26 protein-coding genes and 1 pseudogene are annotated in these 20,673 nt (G+C 33.1%); 21 read left to right on the top strand and 6 right to left on the bottom strand.

The genetic code is table 11. The features are described from left to right. Window positions 1-171: 171 nt before the first annotated feature. Window positions 172-654, top strand: coding sequence for a tyrosine-type recombinase/integrase (locus GW534_RS05690; RefSeq protein ID WP_246203953.1), 483 nt, complete (start codon window positions 172-174; stop codon window positions 652-654). A 68-nt stretch (window positions 655-722) separates the two neighbouring features. Next, a complete protein-coding gene (locus GW534_RS05685; RefSeq protein WP_161920092.1) occupies window positions 723-920 on the top strand; it encodes a hypothetical protein in 198 nt (65 codons plus the stop codon). Window positions 921-1,658: 738 nt separating this feature from the next. Here the strand turns inward: GW534_RS05685 and GW534_RS05680 are convergent. The 3 genes from GW534_RS05680 to GW534_RS05670 all read right to left on the bottom strand — a co-directional run bounded on the left by GW534_RS05680 (window position 1,659) and on the right by GW534_RS05670 (window position 3,278). Beyond that, window positions 1,659-2,495: a YitT family protein gene (locus GW534_RS05680; protein WP_161920091.1), complete on the bottom strand. Its 837-nt coding sequence runs from the start codon at window positions 2,493-2,495 to the stop codon at window positions 1,659-1,661. A 165-nt stretch (window positions 2,496-2,660) separates the two neighbouring features. Further along, on the bottom strand, window positions 2,661-2,789 hold the full coding sequence (gene sspL, locus GW534_RS05675; protein WP_161920090.1) for a small, acid-soluble spore protein L: 129 nt from the start codon (window positions 2,787-2,789) through the stop codon (window positions 2,661-2,663). Window positions 2,790-2,891: 102 nt separating this feature from the next. Then, entirely contained in the window at window positions 2,892-3,278 is a 387-nt protein-coding gene (locus tag GW534_RS05670; protein WP_161920089.1) for a reverse transcriptase-like protein, read from the bottom strand. Between the two features lie 155 nt (window positions 3,279-3,433). Here GW534_RS05670 and GW534_RS05665 point away from each other — a divergent pair, with 155 nt between their 5' ends. Beyond that, window positions 3,434-4,102, top strand: a complete 669-nt coding sequence (locus tag GW534_RS05665; protein WP_161920088.1) for a reverse transcriptase-like protein — start codon at window positions 3,434-3,436, stop codon at window positions 4,100-4,102. Between the two features lie 78 nt (window positions 4,103-4,180). After that, window positions 4,181-4,348: a zinc-finger domain-containing protein gene (locus GW534_RS05660; RefSeq protein WP_161920099.1), complete on the top strand. Its 168-nt coding sequence runs from the start codon at window positions 4,181-4,183 to the stop codon at window positions 4,346-4,348. A gap of 63 nt (window positions 4,349-4,411) precedes the next feature. Here GW534_RS05660 and cspD read toward each other — a convergent pair whose 3' ends face one another. Further along, complete coding sequence (cspD, locus tag GW534_RS05655) at window positions 4,412-4,612, bottom strand: cold-shock protein CspD (RefSeq protein WP_161920087.1); 201 nt, start codon at window positions 4,610-4,612, stop codon at window positions 4,412-4,414. Between the two features lie 295 nt (window positions 4,613-4,907). Here cspD and mntR point away from each other — a divergent pair, with 295 nt between their 5' ends. Then, window positions 4,908-5,330 (top strand): transcriptional regulator MntR, encoded by a 423-nt coding sequence (gene mntR, locus GW534_RS05650; protein ID WP_161920086.1) that lies wholly within the window; start codon window positions 4,908-4,910, stop codon window positions 5,328-5,330. Between the two features lie 16 nt (window positions 5,331-5,346). On the opposite strand, the gene GW534_RS05645 is transcribed toward mntR, so the two are convergent. Next, a complete protein-coding gene (locus GW534_RS05645) occupies window positions 5,347-5,568 on the bottom strand; it encodes a DUF3892 domain-containing protein (protein ID WP_161920085.1) in 222 nt (73 codons plus the stop codon). Between the two features lie 180 nt (window positions 5,569-5,748). Between GW534_RS05645 and GW534_RS05640 the strand changes: the two genes are divergently transcribed. From GW534_RS05640 to GW534_RS05565, 16 genes and pseudogenes are all read left to right on the top strand, one after another. Then, complete coding sequence (locus GW534_RS05640) at window positions 5,749-7,443, top strand: formate--tetrahydrofolate ligase (protein ID WP_161920084.1); 1,695 nt, start codon at window positions 5,749-5,751, stop codon at window positions 7,441-7,443. Between the two features lie 207 nt (window positions 7,444-7,650). Beyond that, window positions 7,651-8,160 carry a hypothetical protein gene (locus GW534_RS05635; RefSeq protein WP_161920083.1) on the top strand — a complete coding sequence of 170 codons (510 nt, stop codon included), beginning with the start codon at window positions 7,651-7,653 and terminating at the stop codon, window positions 8,158-8,160. A 35-nt stretch (window positions 8,161-8,195) separates the two neighbouring features. Continuing rightward, window positions 8,196-8,840 (top strand): HD domain-containing protein, encoded by a 645-nt coding sequence (locus GW534_RS05630; RefSeq protein WP_161920082.1) that lies wholly within the window; start codon window positions 8,196-8,198, stop codon window positions 8,838-8,840. Then, window positions 8,837-10,729: an ABC-F family ATP-binding cassette domain-containing protein gene (locus tag GW534_RS05625; RefSeq protein ID WP_161920081.1), complete on the top strand. Its 1,893-nt coding sequence runs from the start codon at window positions 8,837-8,839 to the stop codon at window positions 10,727-10,729. Before GW534_RS05630 ends, GW534_RS05625 begins: the two co-directional genes overlap by 4 nt. A gap of 139 nt (window positions 10,730-10,868) precedes the next feature. Continuing rightward, entirely contained in the window at window positions 10,869-11,996 is a 1,128-nt protein-coding gene (locus tag GW534_RS05620; protein WP_161920080.1) for a conserved virulence factor C family protein, read from the top strand. A gap of 107 nt (window positions 11,997-12,103) precedes the next feature. Then, entirely contained in the window at window positions 12,104-12,538 is a 435-nt protein-coding gene (locus GW534_RS05615) for a BrxA/BrxB family bacilliredoxin (RefSeq protein WP_161920079.1), read from the top strand. Window positions 12,539-12,729: 191 nt separating this feature from the next. Next, window positions 12,730-12,900, top strand: coding sequence for an ATP-binding cassette domain-containing protein (locus tag GW534_RS05610; protein WP_161920078.1), 171 nt, complete (start codon window positions 12,730-12,732; stop codon window positions 12,898-12,900). A gap of 156 nt (window positions 12,901-13,056) precedes the next feature. Beyond that, window positions 13,057-13,662, top strand: a complete 606-nt coding sequence (locus GW534_RS05605; protein WP_161920077.1) for a YpjP family protein — start codon at window positions 13,057-13,059, stop codon at window positions 13,660-13,662. Window positions 13,663-13,822: 160 nt separating this feature from the next. Next, window positions 13,823-14,520, top strand: a pseudogene (locus GW534_RS05600) (anthrax toxin lethal factor-related metalloendopeptidase). Between the two features lie 17 nt (window positions 14,521-14,537). Then, window positions 14,538-15,332: a thymidylate synthase gene (locus GW534_RS05595; protein ID WP_161920075.1), complete on the top strand. Its 795-nt coding sequence runs from the start codon at window positions 14,538-14,540 to the stop codon at window positions 15,330-15,332. Continuing rightward, window positions 15,329-15,820 (top strand): dihydrofolate reductase, encoded by a 492-nt coding sequence (locus GW534_RS05590; RefSeq protein ID WP_161920074.1) that lies wholly within the window; start codon window positions 15,329-15,331, stop codon window positions 15,818-15,820. The genes GW534_RS05595 and GW534_RS05590 overlap by 4 nt, the downstream gene beginning before the upstream one ends. Window positions 15,821-15,903: 83 nt before the next feature. Continuing rightward, window positions 15,904-16,146: an SOS response-associated peptidase family protein gene (locus GW534_RS05585; protein ID WP_161920073.1), complete on the top strand. Its 243-nt coding sequence runs from the start codon at window positions 15,904-15,906 to the stop codon at window positions 16,144-16,146. Then, on the top strand, window positions 16,143-16,982 hold the full coding sequence (locus tag GW534_RS05580) for a DegV family protein (protein ID WP_161920072.1): 840 nt from the start codon (window positions 16,143-16,145) through the stop codon (window positions 16,980-16,982). Before GW534_RS05585 ends, GW534_RS05580 begins: the two co-directional genes overlap by 4 nt. A gap of 145 nt (window positions 16,983-17,127) precedes the next feature. Beyond that, window positions 17,128-17,718, top strand: a complete 591-nt coding sequence (locus GW534_RS05575; RefSeq protein WP_161920071.1) for an SCO family protein — start codon at window positions 17,128-17,130, stop codon at window positions 17,716-17,718. Window positions 17,719-17,808: 90 nt separating this feature from the next. Next, entirely contained in the window at window positions 17,809-18,663 is an 855-nt protein-coding gene (locus GW534_RS05570) for a GDSL-type esterase/lipase family protein (RefSeq protein ID WP_161920070.1), read from the top strand. Beyond that, window positions 18,650-19,234 carry a YpmS family protein gene (locus GW534_RS05565; RefSeq protein WP_161920069.1) on the top strand — a complete coding sequence of 195 codons (585 nt, stop codon included), beginning with the start codon at window positions 18,650-18,652 and terminating at the stop codon, window positions 19,232-19,234. Before GW534_RS05570 ends, GW534_RS05565 begins: the two co-directional genes overlap by 14 nt. Before the next feature lie 48 nt (window positions 19,235-19,282). Here GW534_RS05565 and GW534_RS05560 read toward each other — a convergent pair whose 3' ends face one another. Continuing rightward, window positions 19,283-20,653 carry an RsmF rRNA methyltransferase first C-terminal domain-containing protein gene (locus GW534_RS05560; protein WP_161920098.1) on the bottom strand — a complete coding sequence of 457 codons (1,371 nt, stop codon included), beginning with the start codon at window positions 20,651-20,653 and terminating at the stop codon, window positions 19,283-19,285. Between the last annotated feature and the right edge of the window lie 20 nt (window positions 20,654-20,673).

The raw sequence follows: 20,673 nt of genomic DNA, 5'->3' as shown, positions 1-20,673 counted from the left end.
TACGAAGTGAGCGTCCAGACTATGATTATTTAAAAAAAGGTATTTCAACATCTACGTGAGGAATTAGAAGTAGAGATACCAAAAAAATCAGAAAAGCTTCCCTATATACCAACTGAAGAAGAACTTAGACGTTATTATGAAGTTGTTTGGAAAGCAAAAAATTTCCAAGACATGATGATTATTAGAACCCTTCTTTATACCGGAGTTAGGGTTAGTGAACTAATAAATATAAAGCTTACAGATATAGACTTTGACCGATGCCAGATTAGAATTAATCAAGGAAAAGGGAAAAAGGATAGAATTGTCCCTTTTCCTGATTCTTTTAAAGAATTATTGCCAATGCACTGCATTAATATGAAAAATAAACATGCTATTTATTTATTTGAGTCTTCATGGAATAAGAAGTACACAGATAGAGGAATCAGAAAAATTTTATCAAAGTACTCAGAGGCAGCTGGATTGACTCAAAATATTTCTCCTCATATGCTAAGACATTTCCTTTTAACCTGGTTAAAAAAACAAGGTATAGATGATGCATTAATTCAACCCTATTCAGGACATAAGAGTAGAAAGTCCTTAGAGGTATACTCGAGATTAGCTATTGAAGAAGCCCAAAATCATTATAATGACGCCATTAAGAATTTCCCAATTTAATACAGTTTATTGCGGGTAATGACAGCTACGCTGTTGCTACCCCTAAAAAGATCGAAGCTGACCGTGAATTGCTAATCTTATCTAGAAAATTAGCTGAAATTAAATTGCACGTGCCTTTAACTTTTAATTTAAATGATGCGAAAATTAGTTTCTTCGAAGATCATTTACATGAAAGACTTAATACAATTAATATTAAAGGTATGACTAGAATTCTTGATATGATTAAAGAATGGGACAATGATTCCATTTCCCATGAATTAGCATAATAGTGTAATAGGACATACATTGTCGTTCAATTAATATCGATATTTTAATAAGAAAAGAGGCTGAAAATTAATCAGCCTCTTTTTCTAGGTGCGCCCGGCATGTACATGAACTATAGGGTGTAAGTCCCGAACCCCGAAGACAGAAGTAGAGGTTAGCCAAGAGCAAGGGTGTCCGTGGTGACGCGGAATCTGAAGGAAGCTGGAGGCAAAACACCGGTCCGAGGAACACGAACCTCATATAAGGCTAGGTATGATTGAGTGAGTTTGCATAACAAAACAAAGCTCTTTCTGTCGAAGGTCATATCGAGTAAATGAGGCGGATAGATGGTGTGAAAGTGCATGTACTTACCCGGGGAGGTCTGGCGGATATGTGAAGTACTCTTCATAACCTACTTAGTGATAAGTAGCTGAACCGTCAGAAGTCAGCAGAGGTCATAGTATTAGTTGGTCTAGAACAACTAAGAAGGACCGAACAATTAAGAGAGAATAGCCCTTGGCATTCAGTGGGTCATGATGAACACAGAAAACGTAGTACCTCACTTGAGGGAGGAAGCGGTGAATCCCGTGGGAGACCTCTTGGAGGGTGGAGTGACCACTGGCATAAAGAGAACAGCTATTCACGGAAGTTATAAAGACTTGCGTCAATGATCTTAATTGAACCGCCGTATACGGAACCGTACGTACGGTGGTGTGAGAGGACGGGAGTTAATCGCTCCCTCCTACTCGATTTTCCTTCTATTATTCAGAAAGTTTTACAAAACCTTCGCCAAATACATCTCTCACATCTTGAACCGTAATAAATGCTTCTTTATCAATCTCTTTAATAATCTTTCGCAATTGGGTAATCTCTTGTTTACTAATTATTATGTATAAAATATCTTTCTCTTTTTTCGTATAATAACCGTAGCCTGTTAATACAGTTACGCCACGATCCATTTCATGATTAACTTTTTCGGCTATTTCATCATATTTATTTGAAATAATGGTGACTGCACGTTTAGAGCTAATCCCTTCAATAATATAATTCATCACCTTAGTTGCTACATACAGCATTAAAATTGTTAATATTAATCCTTCTGTACCAATAATAAACCACGATGCGAAAACTACAATTGCATCGAAAAATAATAAGCTGTAACTTACATTCCAATTTAAATATTTATGCGTTAATTTAGCTAAGATCGCAGAACCCGCACTCGTACCTCCAGCACGAAAGATAATGCCAATACCAATTCCTGTTAATACTCCACCGGCTAAACTGTTTAATATTAACTCATTAGAATCGATAGTGAAGTCTTTTGTAAGTTCTAAAAAGATGGAAATAAAAATGGTTGCTACAATCGTATAAATTGTAGTTGTTTTATCCAAAAACTTATAACCAACAACAATTAAAATACCATTAAGAATAAAGCTCGTGATAGCTGGCGACCATTCAAACAAATAATATAGAATAACTGTTGTTCCCGTTACTCCGCCTTCACCAAAATTACTAGGTAAAACGAATAGATTGATAGATAATGCGAAAAGAAAAGAGCCGACAATGATATAGAGTATTTCTACAAATGTTTTTTTCATGTTTGATGTACCTTTCTTTTATTAAAAATTTCTTCCCACTACTAACAATAACTATCATAAAGGATTTTTAAAAAAACTCAAATGTTTTCGTGATATAAAAAAGACGTGTACGAAACATGTCAAATAATTGCAAATAAGGTGTAATTAATCCAGATGGGATAAAGATTATTTCCGGTTTAACTTTTTTGCTGCATTTTCTAATTTGCTTTTTGGATTTTCAGTCACTTCATCAGGTCCATAACCTTGTGGATTAACAGAGGGCGCATTTTTTCCACGATTACGACTTTTAGGCAATTCTTCCACCTCCAATAATATTATTTACAAACAAGTAAAAAATATTTGTAATGATTAGTTTGGAAGAATTACCAATCGACGAGAACCAAGTAACAATAACAATTAATTTTTATGGATGGCAGCACGGGCGAGACGATCTGCCTGTTGATTATTTTTTTCTGGAATCCATTTAATAAAGAACAAATCAAAGCTTTGTATAAGTGTCAATGCTTTTTGTAAGAATGGTTTAAATTCACTTCGTTTAACAAATTCTTTTTCGATAGAATCACAAACAATTTTAGAATCCGTACGGAAGGAGACGACAGTATAATTCTTTTCTATACAAATTTCTAGAGCATGAATTAACGCATGAATTTCAGCTAAATGATTATTCATAACACCTAATGGTATAGAATAACCTTCTACTACATTATTCCCTTTTATAAAAATTCCAGCTCCACTTAATCCCGGATTTCCGGCACTTGCCCCATCTATATATACTTCGTACATAGGTAACCTCCGATACGATTGTTAAAATAATAGTAAACTGTAATAATTGTTATTAACAATGTTAATTATAACGCGTAAACGAATAAACAGTAATTACTTTTTTAAAAAAATCTTATTGATTCCTAAAATACATTTTAATAAAGATGGGATGAACTATGGAATTTAAAATAATAATGCAATATGAAACAAAAACTAAAATATTAACATCTTTTGAGTCCGAATGGATTGATGGAAAAGACATTATACATCTTATTGATGATTTAGAAAAAACAGGCCGTGTAAAATCGATGGAAATTCAAGATGAAACAGGACTATCGTGGACAAAGAAAGAATTAAATAAATTGCTAACGAAGATTGAAGCAGAGCCTGACAATTTAACACTTTACTTTGATGGAAGTTATAACAAAAGTACTGGTGAAGCGGGAGTTGGAGCAGCTTTATATTATCGCTTAGGAGATGAAAAAATCCGTCATCGTTGGAATGAAAAAATTGATTACTTGCAGTCCAATAACGAAGCAGAATATATCGCTTTACATTTTGCATTAGAACGTTTATTTGATTTACATATCAAGGGAAAAAAGATTGTAATAAAAGGGGATAGCCAAGGCTTACTTATGCAATTAAAAGGGGAATGGCCGTGCTTCGAAGAAAATTTAAATGACTGGTTAGATAAAATTGAGCTGAATATTAAAAATTTAAAACTCACTCCAGATTATCAACCGATTCCAAGAGGAGAAAATAAAGAAGCTGATCAATTAGCACGTCAAGCACTACAAGGTGTAAAAGTTGAAAGTAAACATATTTTAAAAAAGGATAGTATATAAAAGAGATATTAACTTTATTAAAGGAGCATTTCAATGAAGATCGATAAACAATTACTCGATGATTTGGATTCATGATTAATCAATTATTGTGATGGTTGTTTCGTTGCTCGACACTTTAGAAAGGAAAAGGGGAAACGTTACGCACATAATTTTTGTATAAATGAATGCACGGTCGGATTGGAAATACAAAAAATTGGTCAACGGTTAAGTGGAGAAAATTCAAACTCATGTGATTCGGAAATTTAAAAAGGCTGGTAAAAACCAGCCTTGATTGATTACGTAATTCAATATATAGTCAATTTTATCAGATTACAATTTTACTACATTAGCTGCTTGTGGTCCACGGTTTCCTTCAACAATTTCAAATGAAACTTCTTGACCTTCTTCTAAAGTTTTGTAACCTTCACCTTGGATTGCAGTGTAATGAACGAATACGTCATTACCACCTTCAACTTCGATAAATCCATAACCTTTTTCATTGTTAAACCACTTTACTTTACCGTTTTGCATTTTCTTTCCTCCTAAACTTTCAAGACACAAATGTGTCCATAAATCTCATCAAAAAACCGGAAACCATACAAGCAACCAGTTTAATGATTAAACTTACTATACAATAAAGCGTTATCATAGTCAAGGAGAATTTATAATTGTTTGATAAATTCACAAAAGAGTAACAAGTTAATGGAATAGTAGCTTTTTAGATAAAAATATTGATATGATAAGTGTAACAGATAGCAGTAAACTTGTATGGTCGTTTAAACTATTGTAAAATTAAGTTTACGTAACTTGATTTGGGGGAAAGAAAATGCCAACACCTAGTATGGAAGATTATATTGAACAAATTTATTTATTAATCGAAAATAAAGGTTATGCACGGGTTTCTGATATTGCCGAAGCGTTATCTGTTCATCCTTCATCAGTTACTAAGATGGTGCAAAAATTAGATAAAAGTGAATATTTAATTTATGAAAAATATCGGGGACTTGTTTTAACTTCAAAAGGTAAAAAAATCGGGAAACGTCTTGTCTATCGGCATGAGTTGCTAGAACAATTTTTAGAGATGATTGGCGTTGAACATGAAAATATTTATAATGATGTTGAAGGAATTGAACATCATTTAAGTTGGAATGCGATCGACCGAATCGGTGATCTTGTGCAATATTTTGAAGAAAACCCGGAACGGTTAGAAGAATTAAAAGCGATAACCGAAAGAAATGATGAAGAGTGACTTTATGTCACTTTTTTTAATAAATAGGAGGAAAGTTTTCGAAACTTGAATCATCTGAATTTATATTCTGCACTACGGGTAATTCATCATGTTGCTTCTCCGCCAAAATGACACCAGATATATATCCCACTTCGATTTCTTGTATCGCTTTCCGATAAGAAATAATTCTTCCAGTATTTGTTTTAAAACTTATAATTTCTCCCCAATTATTTCGATCAACAGCAACAATTTCTTCCAATTAAATGCCTCCCTCTACATGGATTTTTTAACGTCGGTAATTTGTTCTTTTTATCATTTTGTCCAATAAAAACATTAATTTCTCATAAATAACAAAAAAATGAAAATTATTGTTTTTGTCGAAAGATGTCGTGGTAAAATAAAAAGGTCTTTTTGTGAAAAAATGTAGAAATGAGGGGTTATGATGTCGCAGTATTTGTCAGATATTGAAATTGCAAGAAATGCATCATTAAAACCAATTCAGGAAGTTGCTCATGCTATTGGTTTATCAGAGGAATCGTTAGAGGTTTATGGTAAATATAAAGCTAAACTTTCTCATGAAACGATAGATGAATTAGCTTCAAAAGAAGACGGCAAACTTATTTTAGTTACTTCCATTAACCCAACGCCAGCTGGTGAAGGTAAATCAACGGTTACTGTAGGACTTGGTGATGCGTTTAAACAGTTAGGGAAAAATGTTGTAATTGCTTTAAGAGAACCTTCTTTAGGACCAGTTATGGGAATTAAAGGAGGAGCATGCGGTGGTGGCTATGCCCAAGTCGTACCTATGGAAGATATCAATTTACATTTCACAGGCGATTTACATGCGATCTCTGCAGCAAACAATACTTTAGCTTCGCTTATTGATAACCATATTCAACAAGGAAATACTCTTGAAATTGATCCGAGAAAGATTCTTTGGAAGCGTGCAGTAGATATCAATGACCGCGCATTACGCAATGTCATTATCGGATTAGGTGGTAAAGCAAATGGTGTCCCTCGGGAAGAACATTTCGAAATTACTGCTGCATCAGAGATGATGGCGATTTTCTGTTTATCTAAAGATTTAGAAGATTTAAAACAACGCATTTCAAAAATTGTCGTTGCGTATAACATACATGACGAACCGGTAACGGTGAAAGATTTAGGTGTAGAAGGCGCCCTAACAGTTTTATTAAAAGATGCCATTAAACCGAATTTAGTTCAAACATTAGAACATACACCTGCTATTGTTCATGGAGGTCCGTTTGCGAATATTGCCCATGGTTGTAATAGTATTATCGCAACAAGAACTGCATTAAAACTCGCAGATTATGTGGTAACGGAAGCGGGATTTGGCGCTGACTTAGGGGCTGAAAAATTCCTCGATATTAAATGTCAAGTAGGTGGCATCGAGCCAAGTGCTGTTGTTATTGTAGCTACAATTCGTGCGTTAAAAATGCATGGAGGCGTAGCTAAAAAAGAATTAAGTTTAAACAATCCTGAAGCACTACGTAAAGGGTTTGCTAACTTACGTAAACATGTAGAAACAATTAAACAGTATCAATTACCATTTGTTATCTCTCTTAATCATTTTGTTGGAGATCATGAAGAAGAAATTAATGAATTTATCCGTCTTTGTGAATCAGAAAACATGCCATTTGCGATGACAAAAGTATGGGAAAAAGGTGGACAAGGAGGCGTTGAGTTAGCGCATCAATTATTATCTGTTATTCATCAAGCAGAAGAAGAAGAAAAAGTGAATTTCCAACCAATTTATTCTTTAAGTGATTCAATTGAAGAAAAATTAACGAAAATTTGTGAAAATGTTTACGGTGCAAATGGTGTCGAACTGTCTACTCAAGCTAAAAAACAATTAAAAAAAATAGAGGAAGCGGGATGGAGCAATTTCCCAGTATGTATTGCAAAAACTCAATATTCCTTATCCGATGATCCATCAAAATTAGGTAGACCTGAAGACTTTACCATTTCGATTCGAGAACTAAAACCATTAGTCGGTGCAGGTTTTGTTGTTGCCTATGCAGGACAAATGTTAACAATGCCTGGACTTCCGAAAAAGCCAGCAGCATTAAATATAGATATCGATGAGAACGGTTATGTAAAAGGGCTGTTTTAACTTAAAATTCATCATTATTAAATTATGAAAGGTGTTTGTTTTTTAACAACGCCTTTCTAAACTTAATATTTTATATATATCCACAAAATTCTTAATAAAATATATTCCCCAATCTCTACCTTTATCAACTCCTTGTAATCCCTAATACAAGACTTCACACCCATAAATTGTTATAATTTATTATTATGATAAAAAAGGATGAGTATATTGTTCGATCCAACGGCTTATGAAAATATTAAAGTTGTTTTTGAAGGAATTGTTTATGATTATGATTTAAACGGAGATATCGCAATTATTGAAAGAAATGATCTTATAAATTTGGCTGATATGTCACGAATATATAATCTTACCTTTATTAATAAAAATGACCGTCAGAAATTAATAACGATGAGAATTGAACTCCAAGCAAATTTCCAACAACTCGTTGCAGAGTTGTATCCAATGAAAGTAGATCCAGGTGCAAATATTACAATCCATTTTTTCGTAAATACGAAGATCGACGAAGTTTTAGAAAAACGAATTAGTAAATTTTTAAAGAAACAGTATGAAAAACAATATGAATTTGAACAAATTACGAATCTTTATCAAGACCAGCGGATTACATACAATTTCATACTAAAAAAACATGAAGATATTACTGAAAACAATATTGAGGATCTCCATGTAATAGTTACTGAAACAATTAATTATGGTGAACAAATTCTTACTATGCTGTAATAGAGTTTTATTTTTGTAAGAAATGAGGATATTTTATGAAGCAAATAATCAAGTCAACAGAAAACTTGTTAAAAGAACAGTTTAAAAATGAAAGTACTGGTCATGATTGGTATCATTTAAACCGTGTTCGATATTTAGCATTGGAAATTCACAAAAATGAGAACGAAGGCAATCCTTTCATTATTGAAATGGCGGCATTATTACATGATTATTATGATGATAAATTATGGGATTCGCCTCTTGATAAGAAAAAAGAATTGGAACTTTTTTTACTAAATCATTTAAAAGATGTTGATAATGTCAAGCAAATATTACATACAATTGATTTAATTTCTTATAGGTGGAATCGAGGAAAACCGGTTCCAACAATTGAAGCGAAAATTGTTCGTGATGCAGATCGATTAGACGCAATAGGTGCGATTGGAATAGCTCGTACCTTTGCCTATGGTGGAAAAAAAGGACAACCGATTTATGATCCCGAAATCAAAGTGCGAACGGAAATGACTTATGAGGAATATCGTCATGGAAAATCAACAACAATAAATCATTTTTATGAAAAGTTATTAAAATTAAAAGATACAATGCAAACAAAGACCGGAAAACAAATGGCCGAAGAACGCCATCAATTTATGGAAGAATTTTTAAGACGATTTTTAAAAGAGTGGAATGGTGAAGCATGAAAATTTTTACTGCAAATGACTTAACGAAAACGATAGGCGATAAGCAATTATTTAAAGAAATCTCCTTTGCGATTGCCGAAAAGGAACGAATCGGATTAATTGGTGTCAATGGGACAGGGAAATCAACTTTATTAAAAATTATTGCTGGTATTGACGATATGGATGGTGGTAGTTTTACGAAACCGAATGATTATAAAATTTCGATTTTACTTCAAGAACCAGATTTAAATCCTGAATTAACAGTATTAGAGCAAATTTTATCTACTGATAATCCAATTAATAATACTGTTCGTGACTATGAAAAAATTGTCGTAGCATTAAGTAATGAACCTGAGAACGAAAAACTTTTAGATAAATATTTCCGATTGCAAAAGACGATGGATGACGTGAACGGTTGGGATGTAAGTTCCCAAGCAAAAACGATGTTAACGAAATTAGGGATTTCTGACTATAATCAACCGGTAAGTCAACTTTCTGGTGGACAGAAGAAACGGGTAGCCCTTGCAGAAGTTTTATTAAATAAAGCTGACTTATTATTACTTGATGAACCGACAAATCATTTAGATTCTGAAATGATTAAGTGGCTTCAAGAAGAATTAGTTAAATATCCATCATCGGTATTGTTCGTTACCCATGACCGTTACTTTTTAGATGCTGTATCGAACCGTATCTTTGAATTGTTCGAAGGCCAATTGTATTCGTATAAAGGGAATTATGCAGATTATCTAGAAGCAAAATCTATTAGGGAAGAAGAAACAATAAGGCAAAGGGAAAAAGCAGAAAACCTTTATCGACGTGAACTAGCTTGGATTAGAAGAGGAGCTCAGGCTCGCTCTACAAAACAAAAAGCAAGAATTGATCGATTTAATGAGTTAGATAAGGTGGTAAGCCAAAAAACGCAAAACAACCAAGTTGACCTATCCTTTTCAGGTTCAAGACTCGGTAAAGATGTTATTGAAATTAAAGATGCATATAAATCTTTTGATAATAAACAGATTCTACATAACTTTAATTTATTAGTAAAACAGGGGGAACGTATTGGTATTGTTGGAAAAAACGGAAGTGGGAAATCTACATTACTAAATATCATTGCAGGAAAAGAGACTTTAGATGAAGGTGACCTTCGATTAGGACAAACTGTTAAACTAGCGTACTATACACAAGAATCCGTCGATATGGATGTAAATAAAAGGATGATTGAATATATCCGTGAAGCAGGGGATGTAATTCATACTAAAGACGGAAAAACAATTTCAGCTGCTCAAATGTTGGAGCGATTTTTATTCCCGATGCATACACACGGAACGATTATCCGTAAATTATCCGGTGGCGAACGAAGACGATTATATTTATTAAAGCTTCTAATGGAAGAGCCAAATGTCCTTTTACTCGATGAACCGACAAATGATTTGGATACAGAAACATTAACGGTTTTGGAACAATTTTTAGAAGAATTCTCCGGAGTTGTTATTACCGTATCCCATGATCGTTACTTTTTAGATAAGGTTTGTGATCAATTATTAATATTCCAAGGTAATGGTAAAATTGAAAATTACTTTGGTGAATATTCGGATTACTTAGCTGAATCACAGAAAAAATCTGTCAAAACCGAAGTGGATAAAGAACCGAAAGTTACAGAAAAACAAAAGGATTCTATCGAGAAAAAAGTTAAAAAGAAACTGACTTATAAAGAGCAAAAAGAATGGGAAACAATTGAAACGAAAATTTCCGAAGTTGAAGAGAAAATAGCCGGTATAAAAGCAGAAATGGAAACTTGTGGTAGTGACTTTACGAAACTTCAACAATTGATGGAGGAAGAAAAGAAATACGAAGCAGAACTAGAATTCTTAATGGAACGATGGGAATACTTAGCCGAATTTGCAGAATAAATGGTAATCGTACTAAATCATTTGTTTTGCCAACTAAGAAAATTAAACGTTAAGATAAGAATGGTACTAAAAATTGTCCGTTGTACCCTAAATCAAATGTATTTTAACTTGCAATTAATGTAAAAAGGTGGGGATAACTTTGAAAATAAAAGCAATTGAACCGACACCAAGTCCAAATACGATGAAGGTTATTTTGGATGAAGAATTACCTAGCGGAACTAGAAATAATTATCGAAAAGAAAATATGGTTGATGCACCTGAAGAAATTAAGAAAATCCTATCCATTGAAGGTGTGACAGGTGTCTATCATGTTGCTGATTTTATGGCAGTGGAACGTCACGGTAAAACGGAGTGGGAGAAAATATTACCGGAAGTTCGTCGTGCTTTGGGCGAAGAACAAGAAGCGAGTTCCGTACAAAACAATAAGTTTGATGAACATTATGGCGAAGTACAAGTGCAAGTCCAAGTGTTTAAGGGTATACCTTTACAAATAAAATTAATGGCTGGAACAAGTGAAAAACGCTACGGTCTACCACAAAACTTTATGGAAGCATTTAATGAAGCCCAATTACCTGGTGATAATTTTGTTTTACAACGGAAATGGACTGATTGGGGTATTCGTTACGGCGATATGGATGAAATCGGTGAAACAGTACTTGAAGAAGTTCAAGCTGCATATCCACAATCCCGACTAGATGAATTAGTAAAATTTGCAAAAAATCCGGATGCAGCACCAGAAACGAAGCGATTCCGTAAAGTAACTTTAGAGGATTTAGACAATCCTGATTGGCGGAAACGTTTCCAAATTTTAGAGCAAATGGAAGAACCAACGTTAGATGATCTACCTGTTTTAGTAAAAGCATTAAATGATGAAAAACCTTCAATTAGAAGACTTGCCGTCGTTTATTTAGGAATGATTGAAGACAAACGAGTACTACCATATATTTATAAAGGGCTTCAAGATAAAACTGTAACAGTAAGAAGAACAGCGGGCGATTGCTTAAGTGATTTAGGATTCCCAGAAGCACAAGATGAAATGATTAAAGCATTGAAAGATAAAAGTAAAATTGTTCGTTGGCGTGCTGCAATGTTTTTATATGAGGTAGGCGATGAAAGAGCATTACCTGCGTTAAAAGCAGCGGAAAATGATCCTGAATTTGAAGTAGCATTGCAAATTAAAATGGCAATTGAACGAATAGAAGGTGGCGAAGAAGCAAAAGGTTCTGTTTGGAAACAAATGACTGAAGCACGGAAACAAAATTCTTAGAACGGAATTTTTGCTTTTAATAATAAATATAGATACAATGAACTTACCACAAATTACTAGAAAAAAAGTGGATTTCATTCAATTTTAAATAGGAGGTACACATCAACATGTCAATGGCTTATGAAGAATATATGCGTCAATTAATTGTTCCAATGCGTGAGGAATTAACGAATAACGGTTTTAAAGAATTGAAAACAGAAGAAGAAGTTGTCGAATTTATGGAAAATGTAGAAGGAACAACTTTAGTAATGGTGAACTCTGTTTGTGGTTGTGCCGGCGGTCTTGCTCGTCCAGCTGTAAATTATGCAATTGATAACTCAGAGAAAAAACCAGATAACTTAGTAACTGTATTTGCTGGTCAAGATAAAGAAGCAACAGCTAAAATGCGTGAATACTTTGGTGATATTCCACCATCTTCACCTTCAATGGCTTTGTTAGATGGTAAAGAAGTTGTTCAATTTATTCCACGTGAACAAATTGAAGGACGTTCTTTAGAAGAAATCATAAATGATCTTTTAACTCACTTTGATAACTATTGTTAAACAATTACTAAAGCCAATTAAACATAAAATTAAAAGACGCATTCTATTCACAATTGGAATAGAATGCGTCTTTTTTTTCATACACAAAAACTTTAATGTTGTTCATTAAATATGTCATGTTATACATCAATGGGTTGTAAAAATTGGGAATTTTGGAATAATAAACATAAATCGAGAGGCAGGTGTAAGTGTTGATATTAATAAACAATGTAAGTAAAAGTTACAAAAAACATAAAGCATTACTTAATGTATCTGTACAAATACCTAAAGGTGTTTGTTTTGGATTAGTCGGACCGTATGGAGCGGGAAAGTCAACGTTAATGAAGATTATCGCCTCAGTAATACATGATTTCGATGTCTGAATCTTTCTTAAAGGATAAAAAATTGGGAATGATATCTAGAGTAGCAAGTACCCCACTATCACCCTATCAGTTTTGCTAAGGTGTAGAAAAAACTTTATCAATAGTCAATTAATAAGTATAATAGAATTATATTGTTAAATGAAATGAGTGTTGGATATGCGAAAATGGTTACGGAAATCCTTTGTTACGCTTGTCACAGTATTAACCTTTGGAATGGTATCTCCGTTCCCAGCGGTTCAAGCAAATGATGAACCCGTTGATAAACCGAATAAAAATAATGCCTTTGAATCAAAACAGGCAGTACAAAAAGACAACATAGAAATTTCTTATCATGAAGCGCAACTCAATTTACCACCAAAACAACAATTTTTAAAAACAGCAATGGAAATTGGTGAACAACAATCATGGCAGAAATTCGGTGAACGGATTGGTCCGGTTATTGAAAATGAGTTTGAAACAATTATTTTACCTAAAATTGAAAAGGCTATTTTAGAAGTAACGAATCAATTTTCCGATGAGGATATACAATATTTATCCATTTCACAAAAACCTGGTACGGGTAAGAGTGAAAAAATCTTCCATATTTACAATGAAAAAACGGGTAAAGATATTATCCGTTTCCATGTAAGAAGAGATTTAAGGCCATTGGAAGGATATTGGTTTAACTTCCATTACCACACATACCATGATCAATATCAAGCCCATCACGAATTAGGAGAAATTTTTTGGGATAAAAATACTCCGCCTCATTGGTCAAATTAAAAAATATAAAGAGGTTGTAATAAAGGGAATGTTTCAAACCTTTTTTACAACCCTTTTATATTTTAAAGATTAAAAAAATAAGAGGATTATAGTTTACATGTTATAATGGTAGTTATAAAAATATAGGATTGAAAGTAAACTTTCAACAGGTGAAAACAGCATGAAACGATATCCAATCCTAATATACCTAATGCTTATTATTGTTTATTTTCCTCAATCTGAGGCTAAATTTAATTACACTTTTTTAAAAGATTTGATTCACTCTAATTTCTATAAAAAAATGGAATTAGAATCTAGTAAATTTCTAGACTATATCATTATGGTACCAACTGAAGAATTTGATGAACATGCTGTGAAACAAATGGTTCAACGAATTGATCAACTACCCCGGGAACTCCTCGAAAAAATTGCAAAAAAACGTATTGTCATCATATTTTTTCAAGGGAAATTAACAGATCTTCCTACAACAAATAATTTAGCGGGACTTATACCTAGAGGTTATGCAAAGACTGGTCCAACATGGGATGATGTTCCTGGGGCGGGTGGCAACAGAACTGTACATGTGAAAATCGGTGCGAGTGATTATGGAAATGGTCATTCATCGGTTAATTTAGAGTTACATGAACTTGCCCATTCTATAGATAAGATCGTATTCAATAAAATAAGAGAAAATTCATATTTCTTATCCGTTTGGCGACTAGAGGCAAGGATTTTATTTGAGGAACGAGACTACTTTTTTCAGTATCCAGAAGAGTACTTGCTGAAAGTTTTGCTTACTTTTACCTGAATGAGAATACTAGGGATACATTATATGAAAAAGCTCCTAAAACGTATCATTTTATAAAAAATTTACGATAATAGAAGGTGATTTTAAAATGAAGCAATATTTACAACTATGTGAACATGTTTTACAAAATGGCATTAAAAAAGATGATCGTACTGGTACTGGAACAATTAGTACATTCGGTTATCAAATGCGCTTTAATTTACAAGAAGGATTTCCACTACTTACGACTAAAAAAGTATTCTTAAAAGGTATTATTCATGAACTTCTTTGGTTTATCCAAGGAGATACGAATATTAAATATTTAAAAGATAATAATGTGAAAATTTGGGATGAATGGGCAAATGAAAATGGAGATTTAGGTCCGGTATACGGACATCAATGGCGCTCATGGACAGGTGCTGATGGAAGAAAACATGATCAGCTTACAAATTTAATCGAACAAATAAAAACGAACCCAAACTCTAGACGATTAATTTTAAGTGCTTGGAATGTTGGTGATTTAGATAAAATGGCATTGCCACCTTGTCACACGTTATTCCAGTTTTACGTTGCTGATGGTAAATTATCTTGTCAATTATACCAACGTTCTGGAGACCTGTTTTTAGGTGTACCTTTTAATATTGCATCCTATGCGTTACTAACGATGATGATTGCTCAAGTATGTGACTTAGAACCAGGTGAATTTGTTCATACTTTTGGTGATGTACATATTTATTTAAATCATTTAGAGCAAGTAAAATTACAATTAACTCGTGAACCTCGTGAGTTGCCAACAATGAAAATAAATCCAGAAGTTAAAAGTATTTTCGACTTCAAATACGAAGATTTTACTCTTGAAAACTATAATCCACATCCAGCGATTAAAGGAGAAGTAAGTGTATGATTTCATTTATAGTAGCAACGAGTGAAAATGGCATAATCGGAAAAGATAATCAAATTCCATGGCATTTGCCAGATGATTTAAAACGTTTTAAAAAAATTACGATGGGACATCCCATTGTAATGGGGAGAAAAACATTTGAATCGATCGGTAGACCGTTACCAGGACGGGAAAATATTGTTTTAACAAAAAATAAAAATATTGAACTTGAAGGCTGTACAGTTTTCCATTCCGAAAAGGAATTAATTGATTATTGTACAAGGAAAAAAGATGAAGAAGTTTTTATTATCGGTGGGGCATATTTATTTAAGATGTTCTTACCGTATGTAGACCGTCTATATTTAACAAAAATATATGAACAATTTGAAGGCGATGTATTTTTACCGAAAATTGACTTTTCTCAATTTGAAATTACGTCCAAGGAACAAGGATTAAAGGATGAAAAAAATCCGTATACTTATGAGTACATCGTGTACAACAAAATAAAGTAAGTGTATGTTTTAGTTGGAGGTGGCATTATGTGTGGTAGATTTACGTTAACGGTTGAAAAGATTATTTAATTGATGCTTTTCAATTGGAGTTTTTCCCTGAAGAGTATGAACCTAGTTACAACATTGCCCCTTCACAACAAGTGTTAGCCGCAGTCCATTCCGACTCTGGTAGAAGAGCTGGTTTTCTAAAATGGGGACTCGTTCCTTTTTGGGTAAAGGATTCGAAGAAATGGAAGCTATTAATCAATGCTCGATCGGAAGCATTAACTGATAAACCTAGTTTTAAACATTTAGTAAGGATTATTTTTAAGGAAGTGCATAAATGACTATTAAAATTGTAACCGATTCAACGGCAGATTTAACAAAAGAAGAAATTGAAAAATATGATATCCATGTTGTCCCATTACGAATTGAATTAGATGGAAAAACTTACATTGATCGTGTTGATATTACACCGTCTGAGTTTATAGAGAAAATGAAGGCTTCTGATGTTTTGCCGAAAACATCGCAACCACCAATTGGGGATTTTACGAATAAATTTAACGAATTAACGGCTGATGGGAGTGAAGTGTTATCGATTCATTTATCCTCAGCGTTAAGTGGTACCGTACAAACGGCCCATACTGCAGCAGAACAATGTTCAGGTAATGTAACGGTAATAGATTCTGAATTTATTTCTAAAGCCCTAGCCTTTCAAGTTGTAGAAGCTGCAAAAATGGCGAAGGCTGGTCACTCAATGGATGAAATTATCGACCGTATTGAACATATCCGTTTAAGAACAAAGTTGTATATTATTGTAGATACATTAGAAAACCTTGTAAAAGGTGGCAGAATTGGTAAAGGAAAAGCGATGATTGGATCTCTTCTTAATATTAAACCAATTGCTGCACTTCAAAATGGTGCATATCATCCAATCAAAAAATCAAGAAGTTATCCTTTAGCAATCAAACAATTACTAAAATATGTGAAACAAGACATTGAAGGTAAAAAACTTAAGGCAATTGATATTGCTCATGCTGATGGGAAATATTCAGCCGAAACTATTAAATCAAAATTACAAGAATTTGTAGGTACGATTGAAATTAAAATTGGTGAAACGACACCAATTATTAGTACCCATACAGGCACCGGCGCAATTGCTTTAATGTTTTATACAGATTAAAAACATTCTCTATCAAACTAGGGTTTACTCAAAGGTAACCCTAGTTTTTTTGTTTTGATATTTCAGAAATAAAGCAAAGGGCTTTTTAATCCTACTAGTCAAAAAATTTTGTTAAAATAAAATATATCAAAGGGAGGGTTATTGGATGAAGGGACTTAAGAAAATTATATTTCCAATTGTATTTGTAGTGCTCTTATCTTCATGTGGCGGACAAGAAGTGATTCAAAAAAAGCACGACTGGCCTCTAGAAGATTTTGAATATACGAATCAATTTGGTGAGCCACTAGGAAAACAAGATTTACAAGGGAAAGTATGGATAGCAAATTTTATTTTTACGAATTGTAATACTGTATGTCCACCAATTACAGCAAACATGGCAAGAATTCAAAGACAAATCGAGAAAAATGAGATGAATGATGTTGTATTAGTTTCCTTTAGTGTTGACCCTGAAGTTGATACACCAGAAATATTAAGAGAATTTGCTTCCCGGTTTACCGAAAATCAAGATAATTGGCATTTTCTTACAGGATATGTTCAAGAACATATTGAACAATTTGCTAGGGATAACTTTAAATTTTTCATTCAAAAAATAGAAGGTCAGGATCAAGTTTCTCACGGTACCGATATGTTTTTAATTGATCAAAGCGGAACGATTGTTAAGTCATATGATGCTATCGATGTGCCTTATGATGAAATATTGAGCGATATAAAAATATTATTAAAAAATAATAAGTAATTGAAAAAACTGTCATAAAAGTTAGCGAGTTGGACATATCATAATAAGAGAAAAAAATGAGTTTAGATAGATGCGAGCGGGTGGCGACTATTGATAAAACAAATATTATTAATCATTTTTATGGGGATAACTCTATTTCTCCTAATCTTTTATAATAATAATTTTGCTCAACCAACTTCTACTACTGCAATCGTTAACAATAAAGAAAGACCGGATATTTACTTTTTTAAAGAAGAACCACCAATTGATTTCGTACCGTTGGATTTTAAAATTACGGCCATCGGAGACTCGCTAACGGTTGGAGTTGGTGCTGAAGAGAATAATGGTGGCTACTTAAACTTTATTAAAAAGCATCTAATTGAAGAAAAAGGAATTAAAAGTATTGAAATCTCAAACTTAGGTAAAGCTGGAATTCGATCCGATGAATTGATAAAATTACTAAAAACAAAAGATGTACAATCCGAATTTCAAGATGCAAATCTCATACTTATTACAATTGGTGGAAATGATTTAATGAAAGTTGTTACGGATCATATAATTAAACTTGAATTAACAGTTTTTGAACGAGAATTAACTTTATTTAAACAAAGACTGCGTGACATTCTTGCTACAATAGAACAGTATAACAATGAGGCATCAGTAGTGTTAATCGGGTTTTATAATCCATTTAACGATTGGATTGGACAAATTAGTGAAGTTCAATTAATAATGGAACAATGGACTAATGCAGGGGAAGAAATTGTAACGGAGTTCGCTAATGCTTATTATGTAAATGTAGCTGATGTTTTTGCTACCCACGGTCAAGATGCCTTATACGAGGACTATTTTCATCCAAATGATTTTGGATATGAATTAATTGGGAAAGAAACATTGGATGTTCTTTTGGCAAATATTGATGCGATACTTTCGGCGAGAAAGGTAACTTTTCATGATGAGAAAAATTAAATTTACTTGGAAAACTGCTTTTTTTCTTCTACTTCTCTTTAATATATTTGTTATTTTATATATTGTCTGGCCAGTGAGAGAGTCGCCTATTTTACGAGAGGATATTACAATAGAAGATGCCCCAACGATTTATTTGGAAACTAATAAATCAGATTTAACCAAGTTAATCAATCATTTTATTAAAAAAGAATATGGGAATCAAACATTTAAGTATTATGTAAATATAACAAATGAGCTTATTTTATTCGGAAATTTAGAGGTTTTTGGTCAAAATGTACAAGTTCAATTACATTTTCAGCCAGAACCACTTGAAAATGGGGATTTACGTTTAAAACAAAAAAAGATGAGTATTGGTAATTTAGATCTTCCTGTTTCGTTAATAATGAATTTAATTGCCCGTGCTTATCAGTTTCCTGAATGGGTTGAGATTAAGAAGGATGAAGAGGCGATATATTTATATTTAACACAAATTCAATTGGAAAATGACTTTCGAATCCGGGTCGATGAAATTGATTTAGAGAACGACAATATTACATTTCAACTTTTTATTCCTGAAGAAAATGATTTTTAAAATTTCCCAATACAAATGAATGAAAAATTTGTATTGGGCTTTTTCTTTTTAAAACATAATTCGTAAACCTTTTGGATAGGAGTTTTTTATCGTACCGTTGGATTCCTTTCCCCAACCTAGAGGGAAACCATCTACAGTAATTAATACCCAGCCTTTATACTTACCAGAACCTTTTAATGTTTCACCTTTTAAGTACCGTAGGCAATCAGAATCCTTTGAATCTAGTGTAACTACTTGTTTGAATTGACTTGCCTGAAGTGCAAGGGCTAATGCGTGATCTGGTTCAAATCGATTTTTCTTCATTTCTCCGAGATGTAAGCCAGCACGCAATACTTTTAATCCTTTTAATTCAGGACAATTTTCCGGCAACGAATGTAACACATTGCCAAATAATTGAAGATTATCGAAAGTGATGTTTTCAAAGTATGTCCTAGCAAATTCAATATAGTCTTTTAAGTTTTGTCGTTTACTATATTTATATTCACGAACTCGAGCCTTTTGTGTACTTCCTTTTTTTCGCAATCTGGCTGCGAAATGTCCTTCTCCCTGTAATTTATGTGGCCAAAGCCGTGCTGTTTTCGTAATTTCTTGTAAATTGTTTTTTGTCCACTCAGGCTTACCATTATCAATACCGAATTGTTGATCAATAGGAAGTAATTCTATATCGTCATGTCTTTCTAAGAAAGTTTCAATCACTTGTTCATTTTCTTCCGGTGAAAACGTACAAGTTGAATATACTAAAATTCCATCTTCTTTTAACATTGAATAGGCATACTCTAAAATATTTAGTTGCATATGTCGACATTCTAAAACATGTTCATTGCTCCAATGACTAATTGCATCAGGTTCTTTACGAAACATCCCTTCACCTGAACATGGGGCATCAACTAAAATTTTATCAAAGTAATTTGGGAAATGTTCACTTAATCGTTCAGGACTCTCATTTGTTACAATCGTATTTTTTAACCCAAAACGTTCAACATTTTCTGCCAATGCTTTTGCGCGCTTAGGAAAAATCTCATTAGAAATTAAAATTCCTTCATTTTGCATACAAACTGCAATTTGTGTAGACTTTCCACCAGGAGCTGCACATAAATCAAGCACTCTTTCTCCCGGTTCAGCATCGAGTAAGTTTGCAACGAACATAGCACTCGGTTCTTGTATATAATAGAGACCTGCTGCATGATAAGGATGTTTTCCAGGTTCATCCAAATTTACATCATAGTAATAACCGTTGGAAACAAATGGAATTGATTCCGTTTGAAATGGGTTTAGCTTTTCCCATTCATTCTGATTGATTTTTAATGTGTTAATTCGTAACCCGGCAGTTCGTTGTTCCTTGTATGTATTAAAAAAAGCGGATGCTTCATCTTCTAATAGTTCACTCATTTTCGTTTTAAATTCAGTTGGTAAAATTATCAATGTTCTTTCCTCCTTAC

It is taken from the genome of Pallidibacillus pasinlerensis, from assembly GCF_009996845.1.
GTDB lineage: Bacteria > Bacillota > Bacilli > Bacillales > Caldibacillaceae > Pallidibacillus > Pallidibacillus pasinlerensis.
Note: the sequence above shows the minus strand (reverse complement) of the source record. Positions and strands in the feature narration are given on the sequence as shown.

Coding starts and splice junctions, on each gene's coding strand:
- GW534_RS05690 (WP_246203953.1), top strand. CDS start 172: ATGATGATTATTAGAACCCTTCTTTATACCGGAGTTAGGGTTAGTGAA.
- GW534_RS05680 (WP_161920091.1), bottom strand. CDS start 2,495: ATGAAAAAAACATTTGTAGAAATACTCTATATCATTGTCGGCTCTTTT.
- GW534_RS05670 (WP_161920089.1), bottom strand. CDS start 3,278: ATGTACGAAGTATATATAGATGGGGCAAGTGCCGGAAATCCGGGATTA.
- GW534_RS05665 (WP_161920088.1), top strand. CDS start 3,434: ATGGAATTTAAAATAATAATGCAATATGAAACAAAAACTAAAATATTA.
- cspD (WP_161920087.1), bottom strand. CDS start 4,612: ATGCAAAACGGTAAAGTAAAGTGGTTTAACAATGAAAAAGGTTATGGA.
- mntR (WP_161920086.1), top strand. CDS start 4,908: ATGCCAACACCTAGTATGGAAGATTATATTGAACAAATTTATTTATTA.
- GW534_RS05640 (WP_161920084.1), top strand. CDS start 5,749: ATGATGTCGCAGTATTTGTCAGATATTGAAATTGCAAGAAATGCATCA.
- GW534_RS05630 (WP_161920082.1), top strand. CDS start 8,196: ATGAAGCAAATAATCAAGTCAACAGAAAACTTGTTAAAAGAACAGTTT.
- GW534_RS05625 (WP_161920081.1), top strand. CDS start 8,837: ATGAAAATTTTTACTGCAAATGACTTAACGAAAACGATAGGCGATAAG.
- GW534_RS05615 (WP_161920079.1), top strand. CDS start 12,104: ATGTCAATGGCTTATGAAGAATATATGCGTCAATTAATTGTTCCAATG.
- GW534_RS05605 (WP_161920077.1), top strand. CDS start 13,057: ATGCGAAAATGGTTACGGAAATCCTTTGTTACGCTTGTCACAGTATTA.
- GW534_RS05595 (WP_161920075.1), top strand. CDS start 14,538: ATGAAGCAATATTTACAACTATGTGAACATGTTTTACAAAATGGCATT.
- GW534_RS05590 (WP_161920074.1), top strand. CDS start 15,329: ATGATTTCATTTATAGTAGCAACGAGTGAAAATGGCATAATCGGAAAA.
- GW534_RS05580 (WP_161920072.1), top strand. CDS start 16,143: ATGACTATTAAAATTGTAACCGATTCAACGGCAGATTTAACAAAAGAA.
- GW534_RS05575 (WP_161920071.1), top strand. CDS start 17,128: ATGAAGGGACTTAAGAAAATTATATTTCCAATTGTATTTGTAGTGCTC.
- GW534_RS05565 (WP_161920069.1), top strand. CDS start 18,650: ATGAGAAAAATTAAATTTACTTGGAAAACTGCTTTTTTTCTTCTACTT.